Source organism: Hymenobacter sp. AT01-02 (assembly GCF_000961955.2).
Taxonomy (GTDB): Bacteria; Bacteroidota; Bacteroidia; order Cytophagales; family Hymenobacteraceae; genus Hymenobacter; species Hymenobacter mucosus.
In genome coordinates, this window is the sequence record NZ_JZIR02000012.1 from 60,760 (window position 1) to 80,884 (window position 20,125).

Below are 20,125 nucleotides of genomic sequence, written 5' to 3' on the forward strand. Positions count from 1 at the left end.
CAGAAACCCGTAAAGGGAAGCCAGCGCATAATGCGCCAACTTCCCTTTTAAGCCGGGGGGAAAGCAAGTAGCTAGCCACTCTCAGAGATGCTAAGTGAGAGATACACGGGTCATAATCTCTGTACGAAATAACCCGCCAGCAAACCCCGGAAGGCTTACTTCTTCTTGTGACGGTTCTTGCGCAGGCGCTTCTTCCGCTTGTGAGTGGCAATCTTATGACGCTTTCTCTTTTTACCGCAGGGCATGATGATGATGAGTTAGGTGGTTAAATGATTTTGATTTCTTTGTTTCGGCTGCAAGACAGCTCGTAACAGGCTATTGCAGCTTTTGGAGTTCCTCGTCTACTGAAGCAGCCAGAGCCGGGTCGGTGCTGAGCGTTTTGGCTTTCAGGAAAGCCTGCCGAGCCTCTTCCTTAGCTCCGTTACGAGCTAACGAGACGCCAAGATAGAACTGTCCATTGACGTTTTCAGGATTGACTTTCATCAATTCCCGGAATCGTTCCACTGCTTTGTCGTTCTGATTGCTTTGAATAGCCAGTAAACCAAGGTTATACAAGGCTTTTTCATTGCGCGGATCGGTAGCCAAGACTTCGCGCAGGAGTTGAATTCCTTGCACAGGATTGGTGCTCGCCATAAATGCCATACCCAGATTAGTTTTGGCATCGAGGTTGTCGGGGTTATTCTTGAGAACTTTCCCGTACAACTCCTGGCACTTAGCACCTAGCAGCTTTTGCCGCTCCTCAGTAGCTGCGAAACTATACGCCTCGAAGTACTCATCGGCAGCGCGTTTCCACGCTTGCTCCCCAGGGCGCACCAAGGCTACTTGCTCGTAGTAGTAGCCAGCGCTGTCAAATTTTTCAACTGCTTTGTACTTGGCAGCCAGTTCAGAAGCCAGCCGCAGCTTGGCAGTAATGTTCTGCTCAGCGTTGTACTTAGTCAGCAGGCCATTGATTTCGGTGCGCTGGGCAGCCGGCACAGTCATGTGGGGCTGCTCAGGAGTAGCACCTGTGTCATGGCCATGCTCGTCTAAGCCACTGGCGGCTGTGGAGGGGGCAGCGGCTCCGGCGTCGCGGTTTGCTGTGCTAGCAGCCGTTTGCAGGCTCCCTTTGTCACCTTTGGGCTTTACAATCACCTTCGGCAGCCAAAACAAGCCCACAACCAGCGCTACAGCTAGCGCCAGAACCAACAGTTGATGCTTCGAAGAAGAGGAAGTAGTCGCCATTAATAAGATGAAAAAGCAGGCCGCCGGATGTCCAACAGGTAGACACCCAGCGGCTCAGCCGGCAATAACGTAACCAAGAAATTAGGCGTTAGCCGTCTCCTTGATCTTTTTGCTGTTCTTGATCTTACCGATGAAGGTCTTCGACGGCTTGAAGCTCGGGATGAAGTGCTCGTCGATGATAATCGACGTATTTTTGGAGATGTTGCGGGCTACTTTCTTCGCGCGTTTTTTGTTTACGAACGAGCCAAAGCCACGCACGTAGATGTTGTTGCCGTCGGCCATAGAGTCCTTCACCACTTTGAAGAAGGCTTCTACGGTAGCCGAAACGTCTGCTTTTTCGATGCCGGTTTTGTCGGCAATTTCGGCGATTACTTCTGCTTTAGTCACGCTGGTATGTGTACTAAGGTGTGAAAAATGGGTGCTTGGCAAAACTTGCCGTCCCCAAAACGTAAGCACTTGCCCGGTAAGGGGTTGCTAACGTTTTGAGGGGCACAAAGGTAGTTGCCTTTTTTGGTTTTACAATAGATTTCACTGCAATCGGGTACGGTTACCTGGTTGCATCCAACTATTTCTTTCTCAAAGCCTTGAGCTCAACTTTTGTTTCATCTTCCAATCCTTGGTTTGGCGCAGCCTTACTGAACTGGTACCCTCGCCACCGTCGCGACCTGCCCTGGCGCCACACTCGTGACCCTTATGCTATTTGGCTGTCGGAGGTGATTTTGCAGCAGACTCGGGTGAAACAGGGTCTACCCTATTATCTCGATTTCATCACGACCTACCCCACTGTACACGATTTAGCAGCAGCACCCCAAGACGAAGTTCTACGCCATTGGCAAGGGTTAGGATATTACTCGCGGGCTCGCAACATGCACCATACTGCTCAGCAAGTGGTGCAGGAATACAGCGGACGGTTTCCGGGCACGTACGCCGAGCTGCTGAAGCTGCGGGGCGTAGGGCAATACACTGCCGCAGCAATTGCATCGTTTGCCTATGATGAGCAGGTAGCAGTACTCGATGGCAATGTATACCGAGTATTAGCCGCGTGTTTGGCTTAGCCCAGGATATTGCAGCGCCCGCGAGCCGTAAGGTATTTCAGCAAGTAGCTGATACGCTTATTCCGGCTGATCAACCGGCAGAATTTAACCAAGCCATTATGGAGTTCGGGGCCATTCAATGCACCCCTGTGAAACCAGATTGCTTGTTTTGTCCTCTGCAAAGTCAATGCTATGCTTTTCAACACGGGCTGATTTCTGAATTGCCGGTGAAAAGCAAGGCAAAAGCGGGCCGCACCCGCTACTTCCACTACTTCGTGCTTCAGTACGAAGACACGTTGTACATGCGCAAACGGGGGCCTAAAGATATTTGGGAAGGGCTGTATGACTTTGCCTTGCATGAAGCCGACTCGGCTGATCTACCCGCACGCACGGTAGTTGACACAGTAGAAGCACTGGGCGGCCGCATAGATCTTGCTCAGGTAGAAGAGCCCGTTCAGAGCTTGCGGCACGTTCTAAGCCATCAAAAAGTAGAAGCTCGCTTTCATCCCGTGAAGTTGGAAGCGCCACTTACTCCAAAGGCACTTGCTACTGCAGGTTTGCTACCCTACAAAGCTTCTGAAATAGAATCGTTGCCAAAGTCAATTCTTATTACCAATTACATTAGCAATATCGGCTTTTAATCAACTAAATAAGTTGGCAATTAACTACAGAATACGTATCTTTAAACAAAGAAAAACACTCCCTATTTAATTTTCAACATCTTCTTTTTCAACGGCATGGCAAGCGTAAACAAAGTTATCCTAATTGGCCACTTGGGCAAAGACCCCGAAGTGCGGCATCTGGAAGGCGGCAACGCAGTAGCTAACTTTACGATGGCTACAAATGAGTATTACAAGGACAAGCAGGGTAACCGCGTAGAGCGTACCGAGTGGCATACTATTGCAGCATGGCGCGGCTTGGCAGAACTAGCCGAAAAGCACTTACGCAAAGGCCAGCAGGTATACGTGGAAGGGCGCATCCGGACCCGGCAGTACCAAGACAAGGACAACCAGACCCGCTACGTTACAGAAATCGTAGCCGAGGAAATCTCCTTGTTGGGAGTTCGAACCACAGGCGAAAGCCCAGCCCCCGAACAGCCTGCTGCCCCCGAAGCTCCTGCTACATTCCGGCAAGAACCCGAGCTAGACCGGCTACCCTTCTAAGCTTTTTCATAGCACTACTTAAAGCCCTGACAACTGCTCAGGGCTTTTTGCTTCCTACAATAGGTCAAGCTAGGTAGTTTGGGGAAACAGTCTTGCTGGCTTACAAATGCCAGGGGAAACTAGGGCCGGTTCCTGCCGCGTTGTAGCTACCTTTACTTTCTCATTCGTCTTGTATGGCTGTTTTCCGTTTTTTGAGCACCTGGGGTACGGCATTGACTAGCGTGGCCCTCTTGGTCGGCTGCAATGAAGCACCCGACTACACGCCCAAACCTAAGGGGTTCAATCGTATTGATCTTCCGCCCCACCGATACCAACAATTGGCTCCTGGGCACCCATACACGTTCCAGTACTCCCGCTTCGCCAAGATTTTGCGTGATTCTTCCTACTTGGCGCAGCCGCATTGGATTAATGTGTATTATCCTCAGCTGCACGCCAGCGTCCAGATCACCTACTCCGATTTGCGCCAAAGCCGGCAGTTAAGCAACAAGCTTCTTGAAGACGCCCGCAAACTCACCAGCAAACATCAAATCAAAGCTACGGCTATTGACGAGAGTGTACTGAAGACCCCAAACGGAATGCGGGTGTCCGTTTTTGAGTTGCAGGGCGATGTACCTAGCCAGTTTCAATTCTATACTACCGATAGCACCAAGCACTTCTTCCGCGGGGCCCTGTATTTCCGCACAGCCACGGCAAACGACTCGCTGGCTCCGGTTATCGACTACGTGAAGAAAGATATTGTACAGCTCCTGAACACGCTGAAATACCAGTAGACTAGACCGATACACCCCGCGTAGCACAAGCCTGTTGTGGCATGCTTGTGGGAGTTTTGTTATCGGCTCCTAGTTCACTGCTCATGGAACTATGAGTAATTTCTTTCAAACCAAACTAGAGTACCTGCGTGGCGTAGGCTTGCAGCGGGCCCAGCTGCTGCAGAAAGAATTGGGCCTGTTTACGTACGGCGACCTAATTCAGCGCTACCCTTTTCGCTACCTCGACCGTACGCAGTTTTACAACGTCTGCGACCTGCATGACGACCTGCCCTTTGTGCAGATAAAGGGCATTTTACGCAACCGGGAAGTGGTGGGCGAAGGCCCCAAGAAGCGCATGGTGGCCAAAGTGGCTGATGCCAGCGGCGAGCTAGAGCTAGTGTGGTTTAAAGGGGTAAATTACCTGGAGAAAATCATTAAAAACCATCAGGAGTATATTGTCTTCGGGAAACCGACCATGTTTAATGGGCGACCCCAAATGGCTCATCCTGAACTAGAAGAAGTGACCGAAGCAAAGGCTGGCCAAAGCTACTTGCAGCCGGTATACAACACCTCTGAGAAGCTCAAGAACTACCATCGCATAGACAGCAAGGCTATTGCCCGCATGGTAGCCGATCTGCTGAAGATTGCCTTACCGCAAGTACACGAAACTCTATCGGAGGACTTGGTGCGTCAGTACGGCTTGATGGATAAAGCCACGGCCATTCAGCAGATACACTTCCCGCAGAGTACGGAACTGCTCCAAACGGCTCGGTTCCGACTCAAGTTTGAGGAACTGTTCTATGTGCAGCTGAAGCTGTTGCGTCAACGAGACCAGCGCAAGGTGGAGCTAGCAGGGCAAGTATTTAAGGAGGTGCCTACTCTAGTGCACTTCTATAAGAACGTGATGCCCTTCGACCTCACGGGAGCCCAAAAGCGCGTTATTCACGATATCTACAAGGATTTTTGCTCGGGCAAGCAAATGAACCGCTTGCTGCAAGGCGATGTAGGCTCAGGCAAAACTATTGTTGCCTTCATTAGCATGCTGATGGCGGCCGACAACGGGGCCCAGAGTTGTTTAATGGCTCCCACTGAGATTCTAGCGGATCAGCACTATGTGGGCTTAAAACAGTTTGCAGACCTACTAGGCCTCAAGATTGGTAAGCTCACCGGCAGTACCCGCACCGCCGAGCGGCGCGTACTACACGAGCAGCTGCGTTCCGGCGAGATGCACATGCTCGTAGGCACGCATGCCCTGCTAGAAGATGTGGTGCAGTTTCGGAATTTGGGCCTTACCATCATGGATGAGCAGCACCGCTTTGGGGTAGCCCAGCGCTCTAAATTGTGGCAGAAGAACCCGCATGTGATACCCCACGTACTCGTCATGACGGCTACGCCTATTCCTCGCACTTTGGCCATGACGCTCTACGGTGACTTGGACGTATCTGTAATTGACGAGCTACCTGCTGGCCGCAAACCCATCGTAACGGTGCATCGCTATGATGCCAACCGGCTCAAGGTATTTCAGTTTCTGCGTGATCAAATCAACTTGGGTCGGCAGGTATACATCGTGTACCCCCTAATTGAGGAAAGCGAAGCCATGGCGGACTACAAAGACCTCATGGATGGCTACGAGAGTATTGCGCGCGCTTTCCCCGAGTTCCAGATCAGCATTGTGCACGGGCGCATGACGGCGGGAGAGAAAGATGCCGAAATGCAGCGCTTCGTGAAGCAAGAAACCCAGATCATGGTAGCTACCACTGTTATTGAGGTGGGGGTGAACGTGCCCAATGCTTCCGTTATGGTTATTGAAAGCACCGAACGGTTTGGCCTATCCCAGTTGCACCAGCTCCGCGGCCGAGTAGGACGGGGCGCCGAGCAGAGTTATTGTATCCTGATGAGCGGCTACAAGCTCAGCAAAGACTCGCGCACGCGCATTGAAACCATGGTGCGTACCAACAATGGATTTGAAATTGCCGATATCGATTTGAAGTTACGGGGCCGGCGACCTTATGGGTACCCAACAAAGCGGCGTACTGGATTTGCTGATTGCCGACTTGGCAAAAGACGGCCGTATTCTTTCCGAGAGTAGAGCCGCCGCCCAAGCCCTCCTCACCGACGATCCTGGCCTTCACAAGCCAAACAACCAGCCTATCCGTCGGCATATTGAAAGCTTGCCCGCCACGGCCGTCAATTGGAGCCGCATTAGCTGACCAAGAGTGAGGCATTTGCTTCTCATAGAAACGGGTCAGCGAGAGTCTACTGGTAGACTCTCGCTGACCCGTTTCTATGGGGTAGAGCACAAAAAAGGCGACTTAAGAGTCGCCTACCGAAGCTATTCGTAACTAACGTGCTCGTTGGTTACTGGTGCTGTTGTTTGCCAGAAATAGCTACCACCACCAGAAACTTCACTTTTTGCTGCTAACCGAGAGTTGAGCATCGAAGCACTACGAATAGGGGCTTGCAATCCAATCCGTGAAGCTTTGGCAGTAGTAACAGTAAAGCTTTGCTGCTTGGCAACCTTGCCCAAAATAACTAGCGAGAAAAGCAGAAAAAACTTGAGTAAAGACTTCATAGTGTGCAGTACCGTTTTGAAGGCTGGTCTGGCTTATCAATTTTTAGGCCAAACTAATCATGAGAAGAAATATGCTTTAGCCATAGTATGAAGCTAGGGCTAACCAATGCAGATGCCTCCAGAGTGGCTCTCTACGATGCGTGAAAATGATCTATTGAAGAATATTCATATTTTTTAGGACTACAATCGAAAGACCTCGTCCCAAAAAAGGAACGTTGCGTCTCGCTTGTCATCACAAAGTTTGTCGCTTTTTACGTTAAAATCAGCCTCTTTAGCGTTAAGTAAGCGTGAAGAAACAGTGCTTAACTAGCAACTTGCTAGGGAAGCGCGGGTTGTACGGAGAACAACAGAAGTTGGATACCTTTGGAGAGTACATTTTTCAGTCTTTTTATTCTTGGCTTCTTAACTGCCTTTGCCTGTGCGTTTTTCTTATATTTTGGCAACTAGCCTACTCGCTGCCAGCCTTCAACTGGCTTCAGGAGATTTGATAGCTCAGAAAGTAAAGTCGGCTTCCTTTAGCTACCTCCCGGAAAAATCCGATGACCGGTATAATCAGCGCGTACCTAGCAAGACCCTCATTTTGCCTGGTGGGGGCTTTGTTATTTTAGCTCACAAGGCAGCCGGAGAATATACGATTGAGCGGTACGACGCGGATTTGAAGCGACTATGGTCGGCAGCCTTACCCCTCACTTCCGATCAGGCGGTTGATGGATTTGCTCGTTCTGCGGAGCAGGCGGTAGTGGTTGTCTACCAAAAGGAAGGATCTGTCCAAACCCTCTCCGCCCATACTATCTCTCTCGCTAATGGACAAAAGTCGGGTAGTAAGAAACTGATTGAAACAGGTAGCCGCGACCGGCGGCCAGGTGTATCATTCTCTTCGGACGGCACCAAGCTAGTTGCTTGGCGCTACCTGACCCGCGAAGCGCAAATCAAAGCTATCAGCGCAACCGTGTTTGATGAGAAGCTACAGAAGTTAAAAGACCGCACCTACGACTTTCATGACCAAGGCGGCTTCTTCTCTACCACAGTGCATGTGGGCAATGATGGCACCCAATACGTAACGTTGGTGGGTGATGAGATGAAGAAACTTACCGTGCGGCGCTACCGCAACGACTCCCCCGACATCAAGGTAATGTCGGTGTCAGTGGGCGGTACATTCGGTGGCAAGGTGGTCAACGTATTTGACTCCCGCTTTGCCTTACAGCCCGATAACATGCTATATGCCGCCGCCATTTGCAATGAACGTGAAAGTGGTTTGTACCACAGCCTAAAAGTTATAAAGTTTGACTTTAGCGGCGAGAGCGAAATGAAATTTGCGCCCGAGGTAAAATTCACGCCCGAGTACTTAGCACTAGTAAACAAGGCCAGCGGTGCTACTGCCAAACGACTCGAGGATGTGTACCTAACCGACTTATTCCTGACCGAAGAGAAGCAACTCGTTGTGCTGGCAGAAAAGAAATTCGAGGAAGGAGGCGACGACTCCCCGGGCCATACCCGCGAACTACATGTGTTTGGATATAACGAGTTTCTTACCCCCAGTTGGCAGCGTATTGTGGCGAAAGACCAAGTAGCGCCCGCCGCCGAAGGATTTAGTAGTATAGGCTACCGGGCCGCTATGTTTGGATCCGAACTCCAGCTTGTAACCTGGGAGAAAATCAAAGGAAAATCTGACCTCTACCTACGCCGGCTCAACGGACAGAACGGTGCCGTGCAAGAGCCAAAAGGTCTGGGACTGAATGTAGCAGCCGACCAGAACCCATCCTATGTGAAGGATTTTACCGGATGGCTAGATGCTAAAACCATTGTAGGCGTGAGCGCCCTAGCAAAAAATCTTCGGCCCTAATGCTAAATAAAATTGTGGTAAAGTAGCCCAATTACTTCAATATACAGTTCGGCCCCACAGCACTTGAGCACTACAGATGCCCGGGTATTGTGGGGCCGAATTGCATGTATTAAATAATCAGTATATTATAGCAGTTATTCACGTTTAAGCTGTTACCATGAAATCCTTACTTATTTCCTATTACCGTTTATGGTTGTGTTTGTGTGTAGCATGGCTAGCCATTCCAGCAGGCTCTGTGGCACAGACGCCCACGTGGAGTGCATTAGCCGTTAGCCCCCAGCCGGCAGGCACCACCGTCCGCCCTAACTACTGTGCAGCCGGGCCCAACGGTACCGTTATTCTGATGGGTTCCTACACGGGAGTTCCTCAGTTTGGCACTCTAGCACCCTTGCCAACGGGCCGGTTTACAGGATTTATAGCGAAGTACGATACTCGAGGTAAGCAGTGGTTATGGTCTACTAGCATTCAGGCTGGCACCTCATATACAGAAAGTGCCGTGAAAAGCGCTGCGTTTACTTCAACCGGTGATGTAGTGGCCGTAGGCTATTGCCTAGAAGGAAATCTTTTTGGCACCTTGCCAACCGGGGGCGGAGGCGGCCGTGAGGCTTTTGTGGCCAAGCTGAATGGTAATACAGGGCAATGGGTATGGGTATCAACTACCCAAGGCTTTGGTATTGATGCCGATGAAGCAACACAAGTAACGCTTACTTCTAACGGCGACCCTATCCTTACTGGCTTCTTTAGGGGCCGGGTTAGTTTCGGAGACAACATTAGCTTCACTAGTGCTACAGCAACCGCCGGCAACATTGGCCCCAACGCCTTTGTGGCAAAGGCCGACGGTAGTACGGGACAGTGGCAATGGGCAACTCCGATACCTGGGGCAGAGAGTACCGGCCGAATAATTGCAGCCCTACCCAACGGAGACGTACTTACGGCTGGCTCTTTCTCTGGCACTGCGCAGTTTGGAGCCCTCCCCGCTCTCACTAGCACGATGGCCGATACCTACGTGGCTAAGCTGACTGGTAGTACGGGACAGTGGCAGTGGGCAAGCCAGGTAGCTGGTCCCGGGTCTACAAGCGGGCTAAGTATAGCTACCACACCTTCCGGCGAGGCCTTTATAGCGGGTGTTTTTTCCCGATCTGCGCAGTTTGGCGCCACACCCGTACTCACGGCACCTAGTGATTCTTGGCCGCAAGCAATTTTTGTGGCTAAAGTAAATGGAGCAGGCCAGTGGCAATGGGCTACGCAGGTCAACGACTACTACTATGCTCCCGAACCAACTGTAATAGCTACCCCTAGCGGTGATGCGCTAGTAGCTGGCACATTCAACGAGGAGGCCACCTTCGGTTCGTTGCCTCCACTACTTAGCGCTGGCAACGAAGATGTCTTTGTAGCAAAGCTAGCCGGAGCTACGGGCCAATGGCAATGGGCCACTCGAGCCGGCAGTTCTGGCCGTGACTTTGGCTATGGCTTATCGTTGAGTCCTGCAGGTGAACCTGTGGTAGCAGGTTATTGTGACGCTACTGCGGCTTTTGGCTCCTTTACTACCGCAGAAGCTGGCCCTTTTGTAGCGCAACTTGGCTCCACTGTAACGGCCACCCAGAATCCGGCCTTTGCCGCACAGCTACAGGTCTTCCCCAACCCAGCATCTACTCACTTTACCTTGCGTCTCCCTTCGCTTAAGGGAGCTTCTACTGCAAAGGCCATTCAGGTTTTACTGTACAACAGCCTAGGGCAAGTAGTACGGCGCCAATTGCTGCCAGCATCTACCTCTGGAACGTATACCGAGACGCGCTTCGACGTTCAGCATCTTTCTGCCGGCATTTATTCACTTCACTTCCTGATTGACAATCACTCTGTTCGTCATCAGATTGTTATTCAATAGCCGCGCACAACAACGAAAAGCCCCCTCTACTCTAGCAGAGGGGGCTTTTCGTTGTTACTTGAACTTAAGCAATTAATTTTTCTGTGGCTTAGAAAGCATATTCGTTGGCGGCAATTAGCACGTCGGCAATACGGCGGCGAGCATCTTTGGCGTTGTACAGGTCCGCTTTAGTGAAGCGCTTCAGTCCCATAGCCATCAGACGCTGCTCGTCCCCTTCCGTCATGGAGGCAATGGCATCCTTGCCAAACTTCTGCACTTGGTCTACGGCGTCAGCCAAATACACCCGGGCAATGTCAGCCTGTACCGATAGGGCTTCTTCGCCCTTGGTAGCGGCCTCCTTCTCCACGCGCAACAGCACGCTTTCGGCGGTGTACACTTTGATAGCCATGTCGGCAATGTTCATCAATACTTCCTGCTCTTTGGCGAGCGAGTTCATGTATTTCTGAACAGCTGTACCAGCTACCATCAGAATGGCCTTCTTCAGCTTCTGGATGGTTTTTTTCTCAGCAGCGAACAAACCAGTTTCCTCCTCCAAATTGAAATCTGGAATAGCCATCAGTTCTTGCTGTACCGCTTGGGCAGGGCCCATCAAATCCAACTCGCCTTTCATGGCCTTCTTCAGGATCATGTCAACGGCCAGCATACGGTTGATTTCGTTCGTGCCCTCGAAGATGCGGTTGATGCGCGAGTCGCGGTACGCGCGGTCCATGGGGTAGTCGGCCGAGAAGCCGTAGCCGCCATACACCTGTACGCCTTCGTCCACTACATAGTCGAGTACTTCCGAGCCTTCTACTTTCAGAATAGCACACTCCACAGCAAACTCACGAGCAGCACCCAGCAGGGCCTCGTTGTGGCTCTGGCCTTTTGCCAGCAGCTCTTGCTCCATGCGGGCAATGTCCATACCGGCGCGGTAAATAGCCGATTCTACGGCGTAGATACGCACGGCCTGCTGAGCCAGCTTGTGCTTGATAGCACCAAACTTACTGATAGGCAGCTTGAACTGCACCCGCTCATTGGCGTACTTCACGCTCAGCGTAGACGCCATTTTGGTAGCGCCCAAGCACGCCGCAGCCAGTTTGATACGGCCAATGTTCAGGATATTGAAAGCAATGAGGTGGCCTTTGCCAATCTCACCCAGTACGGCAGACTTCGGTACCTTCACATCCGACAGGAATACCTGACGGGTAGAAGAGCCTTTGATACCCATCTTGTGCTCCTCATTACCGAGGCTCAGACCGGGCGTGTTACGCTCCACAATGAAGCCAGTGAACTTGTCGCCGTCTACCTGTGCAAATACAATGAATACATCGGCGAAACCACCATTCGTAATCCACATCTTCTGACCGTTTAGCACATAGTGCTCACCGTCTTCAGTCGGCATAGCTTTGGTTTTAGCACCCAGCGCGTCTGAGCCAGAGCCGGGCTCCGTGAGGCAATAAGCACCCATCAGTTCCCCGTTGGTTAGGCCAGGCAGATACTTAGCCTTCTGCTCTTCGTTGCCGAAGTACAGGATGGGCAGCATGGCAATACCCGTGTGGGCCGCAAACGCTACCGGAAACGAGTGGCCACCGCCTACGCCTTCGGTCACGCGCAGGGAGGTAGTGAAATCCATATCCAGCCCGCCGTACTGCTCGGGAATGCTAACCCCAAACAGGCCCAACTCCCCGGCCTTTTCCATCAGCCCACGCATCAGGCCTTCTTCGTGGTTATCAAGGCGCTCCAGTAGGGGCTGCACTTCTTTCTCGACGAAGTCCAGGGCCGTTTGATGCATCATGTTCTGCTCCTCCGAAAAATCGGCGGGGGTAAATACATCCTGAGCGTCGGTTTCTTTAATGATGAACTCGCCGCCTTTCACAAGCTTGTTGGTTACTTCCATGACCGGGTGAGATGTAGGGGGTTGGAAAAATCGATGTCAATTAGAGGGAAGATGCTCGGCATACCTACTATCAGGCCGCCAATAGCCCCTTCTGTGTGGGATACCGAAAGATAACAAATTATGTTATGCTTGCCGAGTACTTTCCGAAAAAGAAACCCCGCAGGCCGGGGTTTATAATCTTTAGAAGCAGAACAGCTTACGTAAGTATCTGGTTCTGAAAATGGAGCATATCCGGTGGTCGGTGTCGTGGGTCAAGTGAGTTTTCCAGTGAAAAACGCTGCCACGCTTTCCGAGAGACGCACGCCACCGACCACCGAATACGCTACCAGCTTACTTCAGCAATTCATAGATGCCAGCTACGCCCTGGCCGCCGCCTACGCAGGCGGTAACCATGCCGTACTTCTGGCCCCGCTCGCGCAGCTCATGGAAGAGCTGAATGCTGAGCTTGGCGCCCGAGCAGCCGAGCGGGTGGCCTAGCGCGATGGCGCCGCCGTTCACGTTCAGCTTGCTTTCGTCAATGTCCAGTTCGCGGGTAATAGCAATGGACTGTGACGCGAAGGCCTCGTTCAACTCAATCAGGTCGATGTCCTGGAGTTGCATGCCGGCTTGCTTCAGCGCCTTCGGAATAGCCTTAATTGGGCCCATACCCATGATGCGCGGGTCAATGCCCTCGGTGGCGTAGGTAATCATGCGCGCAATGGGCTCCAGGTTCAACTCCTTTACCATGCGCTCCGACATAACCAGCACGAAAGCGGCACCATCGGAAGTCTGGGAGGAGTTACCAGCCGTTACGGAGCCGTTCTGCGCAAATACCGGACGTAGTTTGGCCAGCGCCTCCAGGGAGGTATCTGCGCGGGGACCTTCGTCGGTATCGACTACGTAAGAGCGGGTTTTCTTCTTGCCGGTGGCCTGGTCGAGGTAAGTTTCCTCTACCGTGATGGGCACAATCTGCGACTTGAACTTACCTTCCTGAATAGCCTTAATGGCTTTCTGGTGCGAGTTGTAAGCAAACTGGTCCTGGTCCTCACGTGACACTTTGTAGTCCTGCGCTACGGCTTCGGCGGTCAGGCCCATACCGAGGTAGTAGTCGGGGTGCTGCTGGGCTAGCTTGTAGTTGGGCACCGTTTTCCAGCCCACGGTGGGCACCATGCTCATGCTCTCGGTACCACCGGCCACGATGCAGTCGGCCATGCCAGCCGTGATTTTGCTGGCGGCCATAGCAATAGTTTCCACGCCGGAACCACAGTAGCGGTTCACGATGAGGCCCGATACGTTCATGGGCAGGGCCAGCAGTGAAATCAGGCGGCCCATTTGCAGGCCTTGTTCCGCTTCTGGCACCGCGTTGCCCACCATCACATCGTCAATGCGAGTAGGATCAAGAGCAGGCACGGAGGCTACCAAGTGCTTAATGACGTCGGCGGCGAGGTCATCGGGGCGGGTGAAGCGGAAACCGCCGCGGGTGGCTTTGCCAACAGCCGTGCGGTAACCAGCTACGATATATGCATTCATTGTAGTGAGTCTTTTAAGAGTGGGGTTGCAAAAGCCCGTTTGTCAAGATGAGTAGCTTCGATTTCCTTGCGCAAATCGACATTGCTCGCATGCTCCATCTTCATCGAGAGCTAGCGACGGAAACATGTTCTTAATGTTATGAGCAGCGAATGTTCCATCAGGCATATCCGGATTATATCCTTCTGTTTGACAGAAAACACATTGCTGTATCCACTTACTCAGCTTTGGATACATAGCTATATAATCCTTTCCGCCCCGATGTCTATTAGCTCCCATTCTCGAACAGAAACAGCTATTTCTAGTTCCGCAGCGGTTTGCCCGTAGTCAGGATGCTCTGGATACGCTCCAGCGTTTTCCGTTCGCCGGTGAGGCTGAGGAAGGCTTCGCGCTCCAGATCCAGCAGGTACTGCTCCGATACTTCAGTGGGGCTGCTTAGGTCGCCGCCGCACATGATGTAGGCCAGTTTGTTGGCAATCTTCACGTCGTGGTCGGAGATGTAGCGGCCTTCCTTCATGCGTGCACGCCGGTCATGAACATGGCCAGGGCTCCTTTACCGTGCACCTTGATGTTGGTTTTCTGGGTAGGCTGGGTGTAGCCATCCTCAGCCAGCTCGATAGCGGCAGCTTTGGCTTGCGCAATAATGCGGTTGCTGTTCACCACCACCTCGTCGCCGCGGCGCAGGAAGCCCAGGTCGAAGGCTTCGGCAGCCGAAGTGGAAACCTTGGCGGTGCTAACCGTCATGAAGGTGTTGCGCAGCAGGTTGAACTCTGGCTCGCCTTCCTCATACTTGGCCGCAGTGCGCAGGGTCATTTCCTTGGTGCCACCACCACCGGGAATCAGGCCTACGCCAAATTCCACGAGGCCCATGTAGGTTTCGGCACCCGCTACCACCCGGTCGCAGTGTAGGTTCAGCTCGCAGCCGCCGCCCAGAGCGAGGCCGTGCGGAGCACCTACCACCGGAATGCTGCTGTAGCGCATGCGCATCATGGCCTGCTGGAACTGGGCAATCATCAGGTTTAGCTCGTCGTACTCCTGATCCAGCGCAAACATGTACACTAGGCCCAGGTTAGCACCAGCGGAGAAGTTTGGTCCGTCGTTGCCGACTACCAGCCACGGAAGTCTTTCTCCGCTAGCTCCACGCCCTTCATCAGGCCCTGAATTACGTCGGAGCCCAGCGCGTTCATCTTGCTATGGAACTCCACATTCAGAATACCGTCGCCGAGGTCGAGTACTGAAGCGCCTGCGTTTTTCCACAGCACTTTACCAGTGGCGCGCAGGTTATCGAGGATGATGAAGTTCTCGACGCCGGGAATGGCTTTGTAGGCTTTGCTCTCGATGTCGTAGAACTGCTTCACGCCCTGCTCGCTCACCTTATAGAAGGTAGCGTTGCCGGCGGACAGCATTTCTTCCACCCAGGGAGCCACGGTCTTGCCTTCGGCTTGCGCCAGTTCCAGACCCTTCTGTACGCCTAGCGCGTCCCAGGTTTCAAACGGCCCCATTTCCCAGCCGAAGCCAGCGCGCAGGGCGTCGTCAATCTTGTAGAGCGAGTCTGTGATTTCTGGAATCCGGTTGCTCACGTAAGCAAACAGGCCTGCGAATGTCTTGCGGTAGAAGTCAGCGGCTTTGTCTTTACCGGCCACTAGCACCTTGAAGCGGTCGGCCAGCTTCTCAATGGGCTTGGTGGTTTCCAGGGTCGCAAACTTCACCTTGGCGCTCGGCTTGTACTCCAGCGTATTCAGGTCGAGAGCCTGAATTTCCGACTTGCCGCCTTCGCCTTTCACCTTTTTGTAGAAGCCCTGGCCGGTTTTGTCGCCCAGCCACTTGTTCTCGGCCATCTTCTTGATGAAGTCTGGCAGTTGGAATACGGCTTTGGCTTCGTCGTTGGGCAGGTTTTGGGCTAGACCATTGGCTACGTTGATCATCGTATCCAAGCCTACCACGTCGGAAGTGCGGAACGTAGCCGACTTGGCGTGACCAATAACCGGACCGGTGAGCTTGTCTACTTCTTCTACCGACAGGCCTAGCTGGCTCATCACCTGTACCACATCCATGATGGCGAAAACGCCTACGCGGTTGGCAATGAAAGCCGGGGTGTCTTTGGCCAGTACGGTGGTTTTGCCCAGGTACAGGTCGCCGTAGTGCATCAGGAAATCAACTACCGCCTGGTCCGTGTCGGGAGTTGGGATGATTTCGAGGAGCTTCAGATAGCGCGGCGGGTTGAAGAAGTGAGTGCCGCAGAAGTACTTCTTAAAATCGTCGGAGCGGCCCTCCGTCATCATGTGAATCGGGATGCCACTGGTGTTCGAGGTAATCAGCGTGCCGGGCTTGCGGTATTGCTCCACACGCTCAAACAGGCTCTTTTTGATATCAAGGCGCTCTACCACTACCTCAATCGTCCAGTCGCAGGTAGCAATGTCCTTGAGGTTATCGTCGAAGTTGCCGGTCTTGATGCGGCTGGCTTCCGACTTACGGTAGAGCGGCGAGGGGTTAGCCGCCACAGCTGCCTGCAAAGAACTGTTTACAATGCGGTTTTTCACCGCGGGGTTGTCCAGCTTTAGGCCTTTGGCTTCTTCTGCAGGGAGTAGTTCTTTCGGCGCGATGTCTAGCAACAGTACTTGCACCCCGATGTTGGCGAAGTGGCACGCAATGCGCGAGCCCATCACACCGGAGCCTAATACAGCTACTTTTTTGATGATACGATTCATTCGTGGGGAGGAATGAGTGGGTGAGAAATGAAAGAATCAGTAGAAGATAGTAGCACCAAACTACTCGTCATGCCGAGTTTATAGGGACGGTTTAGCGCTAATCGGGTTGAGCATCAAAAGCAAATACTCCGAGCTGCTGGCCTAGGCCGGCGACTCGGAGCGCAGGGGTTTAGGTTTGAAGTCGTCGTAGAGCGTTTTGCCCTCAATCATGCCCGTAATTTGAGCGACGACTTTGAAGAACACATTTAGCTCGCTCTGCGGTATCTTCTCTCGCACCTTGGAGTTGAAATGACGAACTGTCTGACGAGATATTTCCTTACCGCGCAGGCCTTCCTCGGTAAGGAAAATTCGCACCGAGCGTTTGTCTTGGGTATCAGCCTGTTTGTAGATCAACCCTTTCTCCTCCATGCTGCGCAGAATGCGTGTCAGAGAACGGGTTTCTAGACCCAATAAAGGTGCTATCTTGGTGGCAGGTGTACCGTTCTCCTGGTCGATGTTCAGCAGCACAAAGCCAATGCTAGTGGTGATGTCGTGCTTGGCCGCCTGCGTATTGTACATGCGCGAAATGGCGTGCCAGGCAACTTTGATATTATAATCGACGGTTTCTTCAGGTGTCATGGTGGGCAAGAACAAGTCCGGTAAACATACAGAAATATGTTATGCTTGCATACTAATTTGCGCAAAAAAAGTTTAGCCTGCCCAGGCATCTTTGCTGTAGATAGGGCAGGCTAACCTTTCATCAGCTTTAGCTTAGCCTAGGGCATAGTGAAGCTGGTTCTCACCGGCTTAGCGTTCAAGTTGGCCACTACCCGCCGCACTTGGCCGGTGGCCGGATTGAAGGAATAAGGCTCAAAGTAGTAGGCTTCACACCCAATGCCGCCACTTGCAACATCTCGTGGTGCTCCGTAAGCTATTACGTATACCTTGTCACCCCTTGCAAACCCCAAACTATTCAGTGAGGACGTGTGAAATGCAATTCGCATTTTAGCAATACCCCTAATGGCAGGCGCCGGCGTGCTTTCCGATTGACTGAGTTGAGTAGCCGACACATAGCTTGTATTACTTACCTCACTCATATTGCCCAAGAACAGCATCATCGAGTACAGCTTGGGTGCCGGATAGAGCTGGGGGTTATAGGCTATTTGACATTCAAACGCGGCCACCTCATCTGCCAATGAATGCATGTACTTCCCCACGGGGGTCATGCTGAGCACTTGTGTGCTACTTTCTTGGTCCAGCATGATTGAAGAAATATCAACAGGGGCTGGACTTTTGATTTCTAGCTCGTATCGAAGAGTGCCCATACCAGCACGGCTTACGTTAAGAACATACTTTCCTAGCTTAAGATCTCGCAATTCGAAGCTGCCTTGGGCGTCAGTTAAGGCTTTCTTATCCGTGCCTTCTATCATTACTGTTGAGCCTCCTTTGCTCATTGGCTGTAGCACTTCATCCTGCGCCAATACCACACCCGATACAATAGCGCCAATAGCGGCAGGTGTTGGATCAACCCCGTTGGATTTGTTGCAACTGGTTATCATGCATAGGCTACTGCCTAGCACAAAGCCCGCCGAAACGTAAGACTTGTTCATGAGAGTAAAATAAAGACGCTCAACCTGGGTCTGTTTTGTGGCTACCAACAACATGCCATTTCCATCATGCGCAAAAAGGCCCAGCTACTGGTTGGTAGCTGGGCCTTTTATAAGTCGATTACTAATGCTTCTCAGCGTGCTGGTAAAGCCTCTCGATAATGTCCTTGTTGTTGGCGGTGATGATTTTACGCTTGACTTTCATGGTTGGAGTCATCTCCCCGGTTTCCACGGTCCAGAGATGAGGTAGCAGTACTACCTTTTTCACCTGCTCCCACTGCGCAAAGCCGCTGTTGTACTTGTGCACTAGGTCCTCGTACATCTTCACTATCTTCTCATTCTTGACGAGTTCCTCGTTGGAGCCATTGCAATCAACCCCGTTGCGCTTGCACCAGCCTTTCAAATCATCAAAGGACGGAATAACCAGCGCGGAAGGGAATTTCTGCCCGTCGCCTACTACCATACACTGCTCTACCAGCGGCGACTCCTTGAGCTTGCTTTCAATAACCTGCGGGGCAATATACTTACCCCCGGAGGTCTTGAACATCTCCTTCTTACGGTCAGTAATTTTGAGAAACCGGCCTTCTACAATTTCGCCGATGTCGCCAGTGTGGAACCAGCCTTCTTCGTCAAATTCTTTGGCCGTCAGCTCGGGCTTGTTGTAATAGCCTTTCATTACCGATTCTGACTTAGTCAAGATTTCGCCATCGGCTGCAATCTTCACCTCCGTATTATCGATGATGGGCCCACGGTACCAATCATATTGTTGTCGGGCTCATAGCCACCCACGGCAATAACCGGCGAAGTTTCGGTGAGGCCATAACCTTCCATTACTGGAATGCCCGCCGCCCAGAACACACGGGCCAAGCGGGGCTGCAAGGCTCCGCCCCCGCTCACAATACACCGCAGATTGCTGCCAAGTGCTTCGCGCCACTTGTTGAAGATGAGCTTATTGGCTAGTGCCAATTGGGTGTTATAGAAGAATCCGTGGTTCTGCTGATTATCGTACTTGAGCCCCAGGTTAAGTGCCCAGAAGAAAAGCTGCTTCTTGGTGCCTTCCAGGCTATGACCTTTGGCTACAATCTTATCGTATACCTTCTCCAGCAGGCGCGGCACGGTAGTGAAGATTTCAGGCTTCACTTCGCGTAGGTTGTCGGCAATGGTTTCCATGCTCTCGGCATAGTAGATGCTTACGCCGTTGATGAGGTATATATGGGTTACCATGCGCTCAAAGATGTGGCAGAGCGGCAAGAAGCTTAGGGCCTTATCATCTTTCGTGACGGGTACGAAACGTTGGGCATTGCGGCAGTTGCTGAGGATATTGTTGTGCGTCAGCATCACGCCTTTGGGCTGGCCTGTAGTGCCCGAAGTATAGATAAGTGTCAGCAGGTCATCGGGCTGCACGGCAGCCTTCAAAGGCTCTAAATCGGCGGGGTTACCTTGCTTGCCCAAGTCTAGCAGCTCCGAAAAGTGGCGGGCGCCTTCTACCTTATCAAAGGTGAAAACGTTCTGCGGCGGAATATTCAGCCCCTGCGTGGCCTCACGCACTTTGTCCAGCAATTTCTTGTCGGACACAAACACGGCCTTCACGTCGGCATCCGAAAAGATGTACTTGTAATCCTCTACCGTGATGCTGGGATACATGGGTACGCTGGTGGCCCCTAGTTGGGCAATGCCAAAATCAGCGAACATCCACTCAGGACGGTTCATGGAGATAATGGCGACCTTATCGTCCTTACCAACGCCCAAACTGCGCAAGCCCAGGCTTACTTGGTTGACTTTTTCAACCGCCGCATCTGTGCTAATAGGCGTGTATTGGCCATTGATTTTTGCGGCGAAGCAATCAGGCTTGTTGTATTTCTGCTGAAGTTGAGGCAGAATATCAAACGTACGGCGAATGTCCATGCGAGTGAAAGACACTAGGGGTGGGAGTAGTAAAAGAGAGGCAGAGCAATAGTCCGTTAGGCCACACAAGAAAGCGC

General features: G+C 52.2%; 15 protein-coding genes and 2 pseudogenes. 7 read left to right on the forward strand and 10 right to left on the reverse strand.

Going from position 1 to position 20,125, the window contains the following annotated elements:
- Window positions 1-315 precede the first annotated feature (315 nt).
- Both VI25_RS04715 and VI25_RS04720 read right to left on the reverse strand, forming a co-directional pair.
- Window positions 316-1,221 carry a tetratricopeptide repeat protein gene (locus tag VI25_RS04715; RefSeq protein WP_045690056.1) on the reverse strand — a complete coding sequence of 302 codons (906 nt, stop codon included), beginning with the start codon at window positions 1,219-1,221 and terminating at the stop codon, window positions 316-318.
- An 81-nt stretch (window positions 1,222-1,302) separates the two neighbouring features.
- On the reverse strand, window positions 1,303-1,650 hold the full coding sequence (locus VI25_RS04720) for an HU family DNA-binding protein (protein WP_161806875.1): 348 nt from the start codon (window positions 1,648-1,650) through the stop codon (window positions 1,303-1,305).
- A 155-nt stretch (window positions 1,651-1,805) separates the two neighbouring features.
- Here VI25_RS04720 and VI25_RS28265 point away from each other — a divergent pair, with 155 nt between their 5' ends.
- From VI25_RS28265 to recG, 5 genes and pseudogenes are all read left to right on the forward strand, one after another.
- Window positions 1,806-2,276 (forward strand): hypothetical protein, encoded by a 471-nt coding sequence (locus tag VI25_RS28265; protein ID WP_316934253.1) that lies wholly within the window; start codon window positions 1,806-1,808, stop codon window positions 2,274-2,276.
- Window positions 2,264-2,896, forward strand: coding sequence for an NUDIX domain-containing protein (locus VI25_RS28270; protein ID WP_316934254.1), 633 nt, complete (start codon window positions 2,264-2,266; stop codon window positions 2,894-2,896). The genes VI25_RS28265 and VI25_RS28270 overlap by 13 nt, the downstream gene beginning before the upstream one ends.
- Before the next feature lie 96 nt (window positions 2,897-2,992).
- Complete coding sequence (locus VI25_RS04730) at window positions 2,993-3,418, forward strand: single-stranded DNA-binding protein (protein WP_045688019.1); 426 nt, start codon at window positions 2,993-2,995, stop codon at window positions 3,416-3,418.
- Window positions 3,419-3,591: 173 nt separating this feature from the next.
- The gene (gene gldD, locus VI25_RS04735) at window positions 3,592-4,188 is read left to right on the forward strand and encodes a gliding motility lipoprotein GldD (protein ID WP_045688020.1); all 597 of its coding nucleotides are present in this window, start codon (window positions 3,592-3,594) and stop codon (window positions 4,186-4,188) included.
- A gap of 91 nt (window positions 4,189-4,279) precedes the next feature.
- Window positions 4,280-6,377: pseudogene (gene recG, locus VI25_RS04740) on the forward strand (ATP-dependent DNA helicase RecG).
- Window positions 6,378-6,499: 122 nt separating this feature from the next.
- Here recG and VI25_RS04745 read toward each other — a convergent pair.
- Window positions 6,500-6,739 carry a hypothetical protein gene (locus VI25_RS04745; protein WP_045688021.1) on the reverse strand — a complete coding sequence of 80 codons (240 nt, stop codon included), beginning with the start codon at window positions 6,737-6,739 and terminating at the stop codon, window positions 6,500-6,502.
- Window positions 6,740-7,157: 418 nt separating this feature from the next.
- On the opposite strand from VI25_RS04745, the gene VI25_RS04750 reads away from it, so the two are divergent.
- Window positions 7,158-8,582, forward strand: a complete 1,425-nt coding sequence (locus tag VI25_RS04750; protein WP_152981491.1) for a hypothetical protein — start codon at window positions 7,158-7,160, stop codon at window positions 8,580-8,582.
- A gap of 157 nt (window positions 8,583-8,739) precedes the next feature.
- Window positions 8,740-10,467: a T9SS type A sorting domain-containing protein gene (locus VI25_RS04755; RefSeq protein ID WP_082455395.1), complete on the forward strand. Its 1,728-nt coding sequence runs from the start codon at window positions 8,740-8,742 to the stop codon at window positions 10,465-10,467.
- A gap of 88 nt (window positions 10,468-10,555) precedes the next feature.
- Here the strand turns inward: VI25_RS04755 and VI25_RS04760 are convergent, their stop codons facing one another.
- The 7 genes and pseudogenes from VI25_RS04760 to VI25_RS28280 all read right to left on the reverse strand — a co-directional run bounded on the left by VI25_RS04760 (window position 10,556) and on the right by VI25_RS28280 (window position 20,063).
- Window positions 10,556-12,343: an acyl-CoA dehydrogenase family protein gene (locus VI25_RS04760; RefSeq protein WP_045688395.1), complete on the reverse strand. Its 1,788-nt coding sequence runs from the start codon at window positions 12,341-12,343 to the stop codon at window positions 10,556-10,558.
- Between the two features lie 330 nt (window positions 12,344-12,673).
- Window positions 12,674-13,852, reverse strand: coding sequence for an acetyl-CoA C-acyltransferase (locus tag VI25_RS04765; protein ID WP_045688396.1), 1,179 nt, complete (start codon window positions 13,850-13,852; stop codon window positions 12,674-12,676).
- Between the two features lie 298 nt (window positions 13,853-14,150).
- Window positions 14,151-16,557: pseudogene (locus VI25_RS04770) on the reverse strand (3-hydroxyacyl-CoA dehydrogenase NAD-binding domain-containing protein).
- A gap of 141 nt (window positions 16,558-16,698) precedes the next feature.
- Window positions 16,699-17,175, reverse strand: coding sequence for a MarR family winged helix-turn-helix transcriptional regulator (locus tag VI25_RS04775; RefSeq protein ID WP_045688397.1), 477 nt, complete (start codon window positions 17,173-17,175; stop codon window positions 16,699-16,701).
- A gap of 137 nt (window positions 17,176-17,312) precedes the next feature.
- Window positions 17,313-18,146 (reverse strand): carboxypeptidase-like regulatory domain-containing protein, encoded by an 834-nt coding sequence (locus tag VI25_RS04780; RefSeq protein WP_045688398.1) that lies wholly within the window; start codon window positions 18,144-18,146, stop codon window positions 17,313-17,315.
- A 121-nt stretch (window positions 18,147-18,267) separates the two neighbouring features.
- Window positions 18,268-18,867 (reverse strand): AMP-binding protein, encoded by a 600-nt coding sequence (locus VI25_RS28275; protein ID WP_316934255.1) that lies wholly within the window; start codon window positions 18,865-18,867, stop codon window positions 18,268-18,270.
- Window positions 18,864-20,063 (reverse strand): AMP-dependent synthetase/ligase, encoded by a 1,200-nt coding sequence (locus VI25_RS28280; RefSeq protein WP_316934256.1) that lies wholly within the window; start codon window positions 20,061-20,063, stop codon window positions 18,864-18,866. Before VI25_RS28280 ends, VI25_RS28275 begins: the two co-directional genes overlap by 4 nt.
- Window positions 20,064-20,125: the final 62 nt, after the last annotated feature.

Bases quoted from the DNA above. Each gene is read 5' to 3' on its own strand.
- VI25_RS04715 (WP_045690056.1), bottom strand. From the start codon at position 1,221: ATGGCGACTACTTCCTCTTCTTCGAAGCATCAACTGTTGGTTCTGGCG.
- VI25_RS04730 (WP_045688019.1), top strand. From the start codon at position 2,993: ATGGCAAGCGTAAACAAAGTTATCCTAATTGGCCACTTGGGCAAAGAC.
- gldD (WP_045688020.1), top strand. From the start codon at position 3,592: ATGGCTGTTTTCCGTTTTTTGAGCACCTGGGGTACGGCATTGACTAGC.
- VI25_RS04745 (WP_045688021.1), bottom strand. From the start codon at position 6,739: ATGAAGTCTTTACTCAAGTTTTTTCTGCTTTTCTCGCTAGTTATTTTG.
- VI25_RS04755 (WP_082455395.1), top strand. From the start codon at position 8,740: ATGAAATCCTTACTTATTTCCTATTACCGTTTATGGTTGTGTTTGTGT.
- VI25_RS04760 (WP_045688395.1), bottom strand. From the start codon at position 12,343: ATGGAAGTAACCAACAAGCTTGTGAAAGGCGGCGAGTTCATCATTAAA.
- VI25_RS04765 (WP_045688396.1), bottom strand. From the start codon at position 13,852: ATGAATGCATATATCGTAGCTGGTTACCGCACGGCTGTTGGCAAAGCC.
- VI25_RS04775 (WP_045688397.1), bottom strand. From the start codon at position 17,175: ATGACACCTGAAGAAACCGTCGATTATAATATCAAAGTTGCCTGGCAC.
- VI25_RS04780 (WP_045688398.1), bottom strand. From the start codon at position 18,146: ATGAACAAGTCTTACGTTTCGGCGGGCTTTGTGCTAGGCAGTAGCCTA.